Source organism: Butyricimonas faecihominis (genome assembly GCF_033096445.1).
In the GTDB taxonomy this organism is placed as follows: Bacteria; Bacteroidota; Bacteroidia; order Bacteroidales; family Marinifilaceae; genus Butyricimonas; species Butyricimonas faecihominis.
In genome coordinates, this window is the sequence record NZ_AP028155.1 from 2,896,829 (window position 1) to 2,909,336 (window position 12,508).

A 12,508-nucleotide genomic window follows, 5' to 3' on the forward strand; every position below is an offset into this window, starting at 1 on the left:
TAATTATAAATTCTTTTAACCCGAGTTAATGTCCTGACTTTAACTTTTTATTAACGTATCACACCTTGTTATTTAAATCAAGTCCAAATAGCTTTACACACGCTTAAAATGATTAAAAATATGAACAACATGGATAAAAAACAGGCCCTGCATTACCATGCAATGGGACGTCCCGGAAAGATTGAAGTCGTTCCGACAAAACCACATAGTACACAATATGATCTTTCACTGGCCTATTCCCCAGGGGTAGCGGAACCCTGCTTGGAAATCCAGAAGAATCAAATTGATGCCTACAAATATACAGCCAAGAGCAACTTGGTAGCCGTGATTTCAAACGGGACAGCCGTACTCGGACTAGGAGATATTGGTGCCTTGTCCGGCAAACCCGTCATGGAAGGGAAAGGATTATTGTTTAAAATATTCGCGGACATCGACGTGTTTGACATCGAACTCGACACGAAAGACGTGGATAAATTCATCGAAACGGTTAAAATGATCTCCCCGACTTTCGGGGGAATAAATCTGGAAGATATTAAAGCACCCGAATGTTTCGAAATCGAACACCGGCTCAAAGAAGAACTGGATATTCCCGTGATGCACGATGACCAACACGGGACAGCCATTATTTCGGCTGCCGGGTTACTAAATGCCCTCGAACTCAACGGGAAAAAAATTGATACTATTCGTGTCGTAGTCAACGGAGCCGGAGCCGCAGCCATTTCCTGCGCCCGCCTTTATAAAGCATTGGGAGTGAAGAAAGAGAACATGATCATGTGCGACAGCAAAGGAGTTATCTACACGGGAAGAGCCGGCCTCAACGCGGAGAAAGAAGAATTTGCCGTTAAGACCTCTGCCCGTACACTAACCGAAGCTCTCGTTGGGGCCGATATGTTTTTAGGTCTCTCTGTCGCTGATATATTGAGCGAAGAGATGATTCAAAGCATGGCAAAAGACCCGATCGTATTTGCCCTCGCCAACCCGAACCCGGAAATCAGCTATGAAAAAGCCATTCACAGCCGACCGGACATCATTTTCGCCACGGGACGTTCGGACTACCCAAACCAGATCAACAATGTACTCGGATTCCCGTATATCTTCCGGGGAGCCTTGGATGTGCAAGCCCGGAGCATAAACGAGGAGATGAAGCTTGCCGCCACTTACGCGCTGGCTGAATTGACGAAAGAACCCGTTCCCGAAAACGTGAAAATGGCATACAATGACCCATCTATCGCTTTCGGCAGGAATTACATCATTCCCAAACCCTTGGACACCCGTTTAATCAGTCGTATCGCCCCCGCCGTGGCAAAAGCCGCCATCGAATCGGGAGTTGCCCGCACGGGAATCGAGGACTGGGATGCCTACCGGGATCAACTGGAAAAACGCATGGGCCAAGACGAACGACTCATGCGCCGAATGACCCGTAAAGCCAAAACCAACCCCAAACGAATCGTGTTTGCGGAAGGAGCTGACATCAAAACTCTGATGGCCGTACAGGAGATTCTTTCCGAAAAGATCGCTCATCCCATACTCATCGGCAACAAAACCGAGATCGAGGCTCTCCAAAAACAATATAAATTAGAGTTACCCGAACTAACCATTTTCGACCCGGCAAAAGAGATCGACAAAATAGATCAATACACCCAGTCTTATTACGGGAAAAGACAAAGAAAAGGGGTTATTCTGGAACAAGCCAAAGAATTGATGAAGAACCCGAATTTCATCGGTTTAATGATGGTTGAATCCGGAGAGGCAGACGGTTTCATTTCCGGGATTCACTCTAATTACCACGATGTACTCCGGGCTGCCAAAGACATCATCGGCCTAAGAGCTTGTTGTAAATATGCCGTGGGTATGCACATCGTGACCAATAAAAAAGGTACTTATTTCCTAGCCGACACGACAGTCAACAGTCATCCGTCAGCCGACACGCTGGAATGCGTGACCGTCCTGACCTACGAGGCTGTAAAACAATTCAACGTGGAACCGGTTGTCGCCCTTACCTCATACTCCAATTTCGGGGAATACCGCTTGGGTAGTCCGGCACAGATACAAGAGGCCGTTGACACACTCCATCGTAAATACCCCGAAATCCTAGTTGACGGCGAAATGTCCGCATCCATTGCGTTCAATACCGAATTGCGACAAGCACGTTTCCCGTTCTCCCCACTGGCAGACAAGGACGTGAACACGATTATCTTCCCGAACCTTAGTTCCGGAAGTATAGCCTTGGGCGTGTTACAAGAACTAGGAAACAACGAAATCATCGGTCCCGTTCTACTCGGTTTGAATAAACCCGTACATATTTTACAAATGGGATGTAGCGTGAGAGACATTGTTTACATGACCACCTTGGCCGTGACGGACGCACAGAAAGAAATGCCGGTGGATATGTGCCGAATCTGACGATTTACGATTTTAGATTTACGATTTATGATTCTAGCTTTCGTAATCATAAATCGTAAATCTAAAATTGTAAATTATTTCACCGGAATCTTCTCCACCCTTCTCTGGTGGCGACCTCCTTCAAAATCCGTTGATAAGAAAACGTCTACAACATTTTGAGCTTCTTCGTAAGCGATGAAACGAGCAGGTAATCCAACCACATTCGCATTATTATGCTGACGAGCCAAAGCAGCAAGCTCCATGTTCCAACACAAAGCACAGCGAATACCCTGATGCTTATTGGCAGTCATAGAAATGCCGTTACCACTTCCGCAAATGGCAATTCCTCTTTCATACTCGCCAGTCTCCACGGCCGCAGCCATCGGATGAGCCGAATCCGGATAATCCATACTCTCGGCTGAATAAGCACCGAAATCCTTTACTTCATGACCTTTTTCCCGAAGGTATTTTACCAACCGTTCCTTGTATTCGTAACCGGCGTGGTCACATGCTATCGCTATTTTCATCTCTTTAAAATTATTGTCCTTAACTATAAAACAAAAGTTGACTCGTTATCGTTTGCAAGTTTACATAGAAACTTTTTAACTTGCAACTTGAAACCTGTCAACTTCTAACAAAAAAGGGACTCTTCCGAATCCCCTTTTTATCATCAAAGAATCAATTTATACCCTTTTCCGTGAACATTGATAATCTCCACTGACGGATCTTTCTTCAAATGTTTACGTAACTTCGTGATATAAACATCCATACTTCTGGCATTAAAGTAATTGTCATCAGCCCAGATATTCTTCAAAGCGTAGTTTCTCTCCAATACCTTGTTTACATTCAAGCACAACAGACGAAGTAACTCAGACTCTTTCGTGGTCAATTTTTGTTCTTCTTCCCCGTCAAACAAGGTCTGCTTCTTAGAATTGAATGTTAACTTACCAATCTTGAAGATCTCTTGTTCGTCTTCCGGTTTCAACCCGGTTGATCTTCTCAAGACAGCCTCGATACGCAGCAACAACTCTTCCATACTGAAAGGTTTGCTCATATAATCATCGGCTCCTAACTTGAATCCTTCCAACACATCTTCTTTCATCGACTTAGCCGTCAAGAAAATAATCGGAATTTCGCTATTGATCTGTCTAACTTCTTTTGCAAGCGTAAAACCATCTTTTTTAGGCATCATCACGTCGAAAATGCAAATATCAAACGGTTCGTTCAAAAACCTTTCGTATGCAATCTCTCCATCCTCACACAAAACGGTGTCAAAACCTTTAGCTCTCAAATATTCTTTAAGAAGCATACCCAAGTTGGTATCATCCTCTGCCAATAAAATTTTAATTTTCTCATCCATAGCTATGTTGTTTTAAATAATTCTCATTTTTTAATTCTCTGTAAAAATATACGAATTTAGAAAAATAAGGTTCTCTTTATTTTTTGCTTTTTTACGGTTAAAGGTAAAATGATGTCAAAACAGCTACCTTTTTCAAGGGAGCTTTCCACGTCAATCCTTCCACCATGAGCCTCAACGATTTTCTTCACATATGATAGTCCCAAGCCGAATCCCTTCACGTCATGCAAATTCCCCGTGGACACACGATAGAATCTTTCGAAGATCAACTTCTGATCTTTCTTAGCAATTCCTATGCCATTATCAATGACACTTATTATAATTTCTTTATCTTTATTACGAGTATAAATGGTAATTTCTGGTGGTTTTACACAATATTTTATCGCGTTATCCACGAGATTGGAAATCACGTTTGTCACATGCACCTCATCCGCAAGCACTTCATCTTGATCCGCCTCAAGATAAGCAGAGAACTTACCTCCTTTATCCTCCACACGTAAGCTAAATTTAGGTAATAAATCTTCAATCAACTGATTAATATTTATATTCTTTAGCTTTAATTTCATCCGAGTCTCCGTGAACAAAGCCGTTTGCAACACCCGCTCCACTTGGAAAGTTAAACGCTTACTCTCATCCCGGATAATCGTAGCCACCCGGTCAATGGTTTCCGGGGTATTCGTCACCGCCCCGTCTTTCAACATCTGCGATGCCAAAGAAATTGTCGCAATCGGGGTTTTGAACTCGTGCGTCATATTATTAATAAAGTCATTCTTGATCACCGACAACTTTTTTTGCCGGACGATAACGATCAAACAGAACACGGCACAAAACACGATAGCAATCGTGATCAGCACCCCGGGCAGAACCATCCACACGGAACCTGCCGTATCGGACGATGCATCCGGGAACTTCAGATACAGGATAGCCGATGAGCTTTCACCCGGGAATATCTTCCGGCTAAGCGTCACATCATCCGAGACATGACTTAAAAAATTCTTGGAGGTCAGAATAAATTTACCATTTTCCTTGATACCGAATTCGAAACGGGAACGAATTCCCGCATCTGTCAGCGTGTTACCGATAAAACCGTATAGATTATTCAAATCCACCCGCCCCTCGATCACGTGTTTATCCTCTTTCCCTTCCGGTACAAACCTGTAATTTTCTCCGGTTCGTTCCTTCATGGCTTGCTGCAACTTGGAGATAGAAGTGGCCAAATTATCTTCCTTGAACTTACTTCCCACGAATTCACTGACATCCTTCACCTCCGAATCATCATCAATCAAATTAAGCATAGAATTGGCAACTGCTGACGGGTCATTTTTCACGGCAATCGGACGTTTCGGGTCAATATAAATCGGGGCATCAATCTCCACTCCCCGACTTCTGGCCTCAGACAGATTCCTGTTCTCAGAAAGCCTTCCCGCCTCTTCCTGCTTGCGGATATAATCGACCATATCATCCATGGCCCGGTTAGCCGAGTAGAAGAATTGCTCCTTCTTCACCTCGTAAGCCGTTTGGAAATAACTGGTCTGGAGAATAATCAATCCCAGCAAGGATATACCAAACACAATTCCTAATATGATTATCTGTTGCTTTCTCATACACGCAAATTTAACAAATCCATTTTAACAATTGACAGGCTTAATACTATTTAACAAAAATATAACTCGTTGATCCTCTTCAAAATTTTATCCAATCCGCAAATTAAACAAGTCAAAACTCCGCTTTCACCCACTTTTAACGTTAATAAAACTTTTGAATTTATTATTTTATCCAACACTTCCCGCTTTCCCAACCCTCCGGAATTAGCTAGAATAACGTGGCTTGCCAGTCATCCGTTCGTCGATTCTTCCGCAGATGCTTGTAGGCCAAATCCGTCACTTCACGTCCCCGGGGAGTTCTTTTCAGAAAACCTTCCTTAATCAAGAACGGCTCGTAAACCTCTTCCAAGGTTCCCGGGTCCTCGCTGACCGCGGTTGCAATCGTGGTCAAACCGACAGGCCCCCCTTTGAACTTATCAATAATCGTCAACAGAATTTTATTATCCATATCATCCAGTCCGAACTTATCAATATTCAAAGCCTCCAGCGCGAAGGTCGTGATCTCAAGATCAACCACCCCGTTTCCCTTCACCATGGCAAAATCCCGTACCCGACGCAACAAGGCATTAGCGATACGAGGAGTCCCGCGACTTCTGGACGCGATCTCTTTCGAAGCCTGACTCGTAATCTTTGTTCTTAAAATAGCTGCCGAGCGCTCCACGATCCCCGTCAGCACGTCGAGATCATAATACTCCAAATGGCTATTGATACCGAAACGCGCCCTCAACGGGGCTGTCAGTAAGCCGCTACGCGTGGTTGCCCCGATCAGCGTGAAAGGACTCAATTGGATCTGCACGGATCGGGCAGCCGGCCCTTTATCTATCATAATATCAATCTTGAAATCCTCCATCGCCGAGTAAAGATACTCTTCTACGATCGGGCTTAACCGGTGAATCTCGTCAATAAACAACACATCATTCGGCTCCAGATTAGTTAACAACCCCGCTAAATCACCCGGTTTATCCAACACCGGACCCGAAGTAATCTTAATCCCGACTCCCAACTCGTTAGCAATAATAGCCGACAAAGTTGTCTTTCCCAATCCGGGAGGGCCGTGCAACAAAACGTGATCCAGAGATTCACCCCGCATCTTCGCCGCCTCCACGAAGACTTCCAGATTATCCACGATCTTCTTTTGCCCCCGGAAATCACTAAAACTCAACGGACGCAAAGCCTTCTCCAGTTCTTTCTCACTATCTGGCACATTCCCGGTCCTTATATCAAAATTACCCATGTACTATTTTATTAATAACAATCTATTCAATTCGTAAATGTACAACAAAACAATTGAAAACGGAAAATGGAAAATGGAGAATAAATTAATTATCTTTTTCTGGCAAAGAAATTTTTTACCAATTCTCCACATTCATCCTCTAAAACTCCGGTAACCACGTTTGTCTTCGGGTGTAACACGGACGGGGAAAGCCGGGCATACCCCCGATGCGGGTCGGCAGCCCCGTACACCAATTCTCCCAATTGAGCCCAGGCAAGCGCACCACCACACATGACGCACGGTTCTAACGTGACATACAAGGTACAATCATTTAAATATTTTCCTCCCAATAAAGAAGTCGCGGACGTGATGGCAAGCATCTCCGCGTGTGCCGTCACATCATTCAAACGCTCGGTTTGATTATGGGCCCGGGCGATTACCCGACCTTTACAAACGACTACTGCCCCAACCGGGATTTCCCCTTCTTCTTCAGCCAAGCGGGCTTCTTCCAACGCTTTCCGCATGAACATTTCGTGCTTATCCATAAATACTATTTTTTATATTCTCTTTCTTTTCTCCACGAAACCCATGTATATATCAAGGCCGAAACGATCAATCCCACGGTCACAAGCAATGCCAGCACCAACCACCAGTTGGCAGACTCCTGTTTCCGGTTCATCTCTTCGATCTCCCGCAAGAATTTTTGATTCTTGTATTTTTTCAACACTTGACGATAACGCCCGTTATCATAAAAGGAATCGTACAACTCCAAAACCGAATCCCGTCGATGCAAGACGTCACAAAACGCCTGCCGATTCTCCATATCCTCGTGATATTCGCTCAGCAATTCCAACACCCGAGCCTGAGCCAATTGACTCTCCGGGGATTCTGCTTTTTTATAACTAATACTTTCCAGATACGCAACAGCCTTATCCTTTTCCCCCATCTCCCACAAACAACGCCCATACCTTAAATAATTCATGAACATCACACCGGGAACCTTCAATTGATTTTCACGAGCATATATCTCGTAGGAGTCTATCGCACTTTTTAACGCCATCAAAGCCGAGTCCCGAAGTCCCTCATGGATAAAAGATTCGGCTACACGAGCAAGCAACACGTTACGCATCCCACCTCGTTTCTCATTCGCCAGTCCAACCCGCAATATCTCCCGAGCCTTTTCGTGATACCCCAACCCGGAATAAGCCTCGGCCACCTGTATCCCATAACGTCCAAACCCGCTTGAATCCGGCAACTCCTTTAAAACCTCTTCATACCAGAGTAATGCCTCCTCATGCCTTCCCAACTTTTTCAGGCTTGCCGCCATCTGCTCGTAAAAAGGCTTTACCTTACCCCGGAATCTTGAGCGTCGTAAAAGGCGATAGGCCTCCTCGTAACAGGCATATTGTTCTTCATATTCCTGCAAAACCCCGTATAAAGTTGCTTTCAAGCGATAAGCCTCAATCTCCCCCTCCGTATCCGAAAGTCCCCGATACAACGACAATGCCTGATCCACGGCTCTAAAAGCCCGGTCTATATCGATCGATTTAAAAAAACAAGCTCCCAAGTAATAGAATTTAGCCTCTTCCTCCCGGGTAAACACCACCTTGGAAGGTACCCGGCTGATAAAACGAATGGCCTCTTCCGCACAGCTATCCCGCAAAATCAAAGAACCGTAAAGCCGGGTTAATTCCAGCGCCACCAGATTCTTCACGTCCCGCGGAGCAATCCGGTAGGCCTCCCGTAAGTAAATCCGAGCCTGTTGCATCTGCTCCACCCTAGTGGAATAACAGCTTCCCGCTGCCAACAATACTTTCGAACGAAAAAAATTAGGTAACTCTGCGGACACCTTTACCAAAGAATCAAACGCAGGCGACAACATCACAGAGTTCTCCAACTCCCTGCACAATTCTGCTGTTTTCGCTTTCTCATTTTTCCGACAAGAAGACAACAAAAACAAAATTGTTATCCCCAAGCACATTATGATTCCAACTTGTCTCATTCTTGCTAATTTTGTCTTCTCTCACCAAGCTAATAGTCTATTCACTACCATGCACATTTTTATTGAAGGTAAAAATCCAAATTTTCCGTGAGTGATACAAATTTTCACCCACATTTTTTCATCCTGTACATCCACTAAATTCCTTCCTGCATATTTTTTGGTTTAAATAATTTTATCCTTACCTTTATCTTTTGATTAAGTAATTTACTCATTAAAATAACAATTGCTATGCAGACAATTGATAATTACAACTTTAAAAACAAGAAGGCGCTTATCCGCGTAGACTTCAACGTACCTTTAAATGAAAAGTTCGAGATCACGGACGACACCCGTATGCGGGCAGCCGTTCCCACGATCAAGAAAGTGTTGGCGGGAGGAGGTTCCGTAATATTGATGTCTCATCTCGGACGCCCGAAAAACGGACCGGAAGACAAATTTTCATTAAAACATATCCAGAAACACTTGGAAGAACTGCTAGGTGTACCCGTGAAGTTCGCCGATGACTGCATCGGGGAAAGCGCAGTAAAAACTGCAGCAGACCTGAAACCGGGAGAAGTTCTCCTGTTGGAAAACCTTCGATTTTACAAAGAAGAAGAAAAAGGAGACGAGAATTTCGCTCAAAAACTGGCTTCTTTAGCCGACGTTTGGATCAACGATGCCTTCGGGACAGCCCACCGGGCTCACGCATCCACTGCAGTCATAGCTAAATTCTTCCCGAACGACAAACTATTCGGCTACGTCATGCAAGGAGAATTGGAAAGCGTGGATAAAGTAATGCACAACCCCACCCGCCCGTTCTCGGCCATCATGGGAGGCTCCAAAGTTTCATCCAAAATCGATATTATCATGAACCTCATGGATAAGGTGGATAACCTCATCCTAGGTGGTGGAATGACTTATACGTTCAAAAAAGCACTGGGCGGTCATGTCGGCAATTCCATCTGCGAGGAAGATAAACTCGACCTTGCTCTTGAAATCATGAAACTAGCCAAAGAAAAAGGTGTAAATCTTGTATTGGCAACCGACACTGTCGCTGCCGACGCTTTCGACAATAACGCCAACACCCAGATCGTTCCTTCCATGGAAATTCCCGTTGGATGGGAAGGATTGGATGTAGGCCCGGAAAGTATCGCCTCCTTCACCAAGGTCATCGAGCAATCCAAAACCATCCTTTGGAATGGCCCCGTGGGAGTATTCGAAATGCCTAAATTTGCCGTGGGAACCAAAGCCATCGCTAATGCTATTGTGAAAGCCACAGCAAACGGCGCCTTCTCCTTAATCGGGGGTGGCGACTCTGTTGCCGCCATCAACCAATTCGGCTTGGCCGACAAGGTTAGCTACGTATCCACCGGAGGCGGTGCCCTGCTCGAATACATCGAGGGGAAAGAGTTACCGGGAATCACGGCTATTAGAGGGAAATAACGCCCTTCATAATAAGTAAATATACCCTAGCGATTTAAATCGTTAGGGTATATTTATTATCTAACACTAATTTCCAGACAACTCTTTCAATAACAACTCTCCTAACACCGGATCGGAAGGTCTACGAGAAGAGGCATCCCATACTTTTCCTGTCGGGTCCAAGATAATAAAACGCGGAATCCCATGAACAGCCATTTGTTGCATCAAAGGATGTTTATATGCCCGGGAACATAACAACTGTTCTCCATCCATATCCTTTTGCTTTACAAACTTTTTCCAAGTATCAACATGTGTATCCAACGAGATCGAAACCCATACTAACGGTAAATCTTTCAACCGATCTTCCAACCTCTTGGCATAATTAATCTCAGCAACACACGGATTACACCCCGTGGACCAAAGATCAACAAACACGTATTTCCCTTTGAATTCAGATAAACAAATAGTATCTCCATGAATATTCGGGAAACTATATTTACTAAAATCAAGTCCTGACATATCCCGATACACACTTTTTTTCAATTCTTGAGCGCATACAGCCAATTCGTTTTTTCCCGCTTTGGATTTCACGATACACTTTGCTTTTTGAAGTCGTCCCTCCAAACCCTTCACGTTTCCTTGTAACAATTCTAACTTTATCGCTCGTAACAAATAAGCCTCCTTTAACACAGGATCCTCAATCACACTCGCCATATCATTTAAGTAAGTTACACGAGAACCTATCTTAATTTTTTCATTTCGTACCTGGGCGTACAACCACTCTTGAAACAAAGCAAACCAATCTCCGGTAAACGTCAATTCTCTGACCCATTTCACGTTCAACACGGGATCACTGTAATCAGGAGCCACATCGGGAGGATTAAAAACTTTCCCGAAAGCCTTCGAACGCAGTATCATCATATACAGATTTTCCAGTAACCGGAATTGCATATATCCCTTGACTATCTGTTGATCTTTCATTGATAAACCAGAAGTTTCAATCACTTTTTCCCGCTCTTGATACCCACGATACAACGCCTCGGCATAAGGTTTTGTAAACGTTTTTATCCCGTCTGTTTTCGGCTTAAACTCTTCCGCTAACACACGTCGTAATAAATTATTTACCCCAGCATAAGAGCCTTGAAATTTCTCATCTTGAGTCAAATCAAGATTAATCTTCGCTCCCGGAGCCACAAACAAATTACCCGAAAAAACTTGCCGACCGATACTTATCGATAAAAACATAGGTTCTTTGACTGGAAAAGTAATACTATATTCTCCGCTGACATCAGCCTCCACCAACCGTTGTGTCATCCCAACTTGCCGTTCAACCAAAAGGTGCATCGGTTTTCCAGACGCTACTCGTCCTGTTATCGTCACAACCGTATCCTGTTTTTGAGCTATCGCACAAAAGGACAAAACCAAAACAAGTAATATTAAAAATACCTTTTTCATGTCTCCCTCAATTTAATTTAGAACGATATTTCGCAAAAAACTCTTTCGTAATATTCTTCATCTTATCATTATCCAATGCATTTATCATTCTTTCTTCCAAAGCGACATAACGTGCGATCTGTTCTTCACTTCCTTTTTCTATGATAAAATCAAGGAAAGGAGCTTTCCACAAAAAAGCATGCGGCAAATTCTGCACATCTTTTTCTAACAGACAAAGCATATCGTCTATATTCTGGCTATTCTGAGCTTTCACAAAGTGAAGAGATAAAAGGATGCCTTCCTTACCGACAAAATCAACCGTCTCTAACTGCTTACTCAAAAAAGCAAACAGATCATCCACCTGAACATTGGATTTCAATCCCGTGAGTAAACCATAATAATTATCATACAATCTTTTATCCACCACCTTCTTACCGATTTGCTTATCGAAATCTGCTTTATGAGCTAGTACATAAGCAAATCGCTCGTCTTGAGGACCAACTTCATCTTGATCATACAGATACCAATTCTCCGGTAAACATTTTTCTTGATCGGAAAGTTGTTTGAACTCTTCCCCTGTTAATGCCTTCACCTCATCCCGGTCTCCAGCATCCTCCAAACTTTTACGATACAAAGTACGTTGTTCCACATCTAATTTTCCCTCTTTATAGAGCTTTTCCAGATAATAACGGGAAGTCCTTTCTTCAGCTCCCCGTTTAACACACTCCATGAAGTTTTCTGTTTTCCGGGAACCCACGATCCGGTGTTGCACGGCTCCATCGGGACGAATCATCAGGAATGTCGGGTAAGATCTAACATGAAAACGCCCGTTTAAATATCTCCCTTCCCCTTGCTCCATATCATATTTCACATTCACGAAATGCTCGTTGAAAAACGCACCCACCTCCGGAAGAACAAAGACATTATTCAACATATATTTACAGGGGCCACACCAACTGGTGTAGCAATCCACAAAAACAAGTTTGTTTTCAGCTTTTGCTTTATTTAGTGCTTCCTGAAAAGTTAACTCTTGAAATTGGACTCCCTGCTCTTGAGCTTCAAGCCGTGAGAGGCTACATACTATCAAACAAAATATCAGAATTTTTTTCATTATA

10 protein-coding genes are annotated in these 12,508 nt (G+C 43.7%); 2 read left to right on the top strand and 8 right to left on the bottom strand.

All coding sequences use genetic code 11. The annotated features are described in order from the left end of the window. The first annotated feature begins 120 nt into the window (after positions 1 to 120). On the top strand, positions 121 to 2,403 hold the full coding sequence (locus tag R8806_RS12080) for an NADP-dependent malic enzyme (RefSeq protein WP_124316464.1): 2,283 nt from the start codon (positions 121 to 123) through the stop codon (positions 2,401 to 2,403). 74 nt (positions 2,404 to 2,477) lie between these two features. Here R8806_RS12080 and rpiB read toward each other — a convergent pair whose 3' ends face one another. From rpiB to R8806_RS12110, 6 genes are all read right to left on the bottom strand, one after another. Next, entirely contained in the window at positions 2,478 to 2,909 is a 432-nt protein-coding gene (gene rpiB / locus R8806_RS12085; RefSeq protein WP_124316463.1) for a ribose 5-phosphate isomerase B, read from the bottom strand. 143 nt (positions 2,910 to 3,052) lie between these two features. After that, positions 3,053 to 3,742 (bottom strand): response regulator transcription factor RprY, encoded by a 690-nt coding sequence (gene rprY / locus R8806_RS12090; RefSeq protein WP_124316462.1) that lies wholly within the window; start codon positions 3,740 to 3,742, stop codon positions 3,053 to 3,055. Between the two features lie 56 nt (positions 3,743 to 3,798). Beyond that, positions 3,799 to 5,343: a sensor histidine kinase gene (locus tag R8806_RS12095; RefSeq protein WP_151412074.1), complete on the bottom strand. Its 1,545-nt coding sequence runs from the start codon at positions 5,341 to 5,343 to the stop codon at positions 3,799 to 3,801. A gap of 208 nt (positions 5,344 to 5,551) precedes the next feature. Next, on the bottom strand, positions 5,552 to 6,577 hold the full coding sequence (gene ruvB, locus R8806_RS12100) for a Holliday junction branch migration DNA helicase RuvB (RefSeq protein ID WP_124315721.1): 1,026 nt from the start codon (positions 6,575 to 6,577) through the stop codon (positions 5,552 to 5,554). Between the two features lie 89 nt (positions 6,578 to 6,666). Beyond that, positions 6,667 to 7,101: a nucleoside deaminase gene (locus R8806_RS12105; RefSeq protein WP_124315722.1), complete on the bottom strand. Its 435-nt coding sequence runs from the start codon at positions 7,099 to 7,101 to the stop codon at positions 6,667 to 6,669. 5 nt (positions 7,102 to 7,106) lie between these two features. Continuing rightward, a complete protein-coding gene (locus R8806_RS12110; protein ID WP_124315723.1) occupies positions 7,107 to 8,558 on the bottom strand; it encodes a tetratricopeptide repeat protein in 1,452 nt (483 codons plus the stop codon). 228 nt (positions 8,559 to 8,786) lie between these two features. Between R8806_RS12110 and R8806_RS12115 the strand changes: the two genes are divergently transcribed. Continuing rightward, positions 8,787 to 9,980: a phosphoglycerate kinase gene (locus tag R8806_RS12115; RefSeq protein ID WP_124315724.1), complete on the top strand. Its 1,194-nt coding sequence runs from the start codon at positions 8,787 to 8,789 to the stop codon at positions 9,978 to 9,980. A 66-nt stretch (positions 9,981 to 10,046) separates the two neighbouring features. Here the strand turns inward: R8806_RS12115 and R8806_RS12120 are convergent, their stop codons facing one another. Further along, positions 10,047 to 11,414 (bottom strand): TlpA family protein disulfide reductase, encoded by a 1,368-nt coding sequence (locus tag R8806_RS12120; protein ID WP_124315725.1) that lies wholly within the window; start codon positions 11,412 to 11,414, stop codon positions 10,047 to 10,049. Positions 11,415 to 11,421: 7 nt separating this feature from the next. Then, positions 11,422 to 12,504 (bottom strand): thioredoxin family protein, encoded by a 1,083-nt coding sequence (locus tag R8806_RS12125; protein ID WP_124315726.1) that lies wholly within the window; start codon positions 12,502 to 12,504, stop codon positions 11,422 to 11,424. Between the last annotated feature and the right edge of the window lie 4 nt (positions 12,505 to 12,508).

Excerpts from the sequence above, each read along its gene's own strand:
- R8806_RS12080 (WP_124316464.1), top strand. The coding sequence starts at position 121 with ATGAACAACATGGATAAAAAACAGGCCCTGCATTACCATGCAATGGGA.
- rpiB (WP_124316463.1), bottom strand. The coding sequence starts at position 2,909 with ATGAAAATAGCGATAGCATGTGACCACGCCGGTTACGAATACAAGGAA.
- rprY (WP_124316462.1), bottom strand. The coding sequence starts at position 3,742 with ATGGATGAGAAAATTAAAATTTTATTGGCAGAGGATGATACCAACTTG.
- R8806_RS12095 (WP_151412074.1), bottom strand. The coding sequence starts at position 5,343 with ATGAGAAAGCAACAGATAATCATATTAGGAATTGTGTTTGGTATATCC.
- ruvB (WP_124315721.1), bottom strand. The coding sequence starts at position 6,577 with ATGGGTAATTTTGATATAAGGACCGGGAATGTGCCAGATAGTGAGAAA.
- R8806_RS12105 (WP_124315722.1), bottom strand. The coding sequence starts at position 7,101 with ATGGATAAGCACGAAATGTTCATGCGGAAAGCGTTGGAAGAAGCCCGC.
- R8806_RS12110 (WP_124315723.1), bottom strand. The coding sequence starts at position 8,558 with ATGAGACAAGTTGGAATCATAATGTGCTTGGGGATAACAATTTTGTTT.
- R8806_RS12115 (WP_124315724.1), top strand. The coding sequence starts at position 8,787 with ATGCAGACAATTGATAATTACAACTTTAAAAACAAGAAGGCGCTTATC.
- R8806_RS12120 (WP_124315725.1), bottom strand. The coding sequence starts at position 11,414 with ATGAAAAAGGTATTTTTAATATTACTTGTTTTGGTTTTGTCCTTTTGT.
- R8806_RS12125 (WP_124315726.1), bottom strand. The coding sequence starts at position 12,504 with ATGAAAAAAATTCTGATATTTTGTTTGATAGTATGTAGCCTCTCACGG.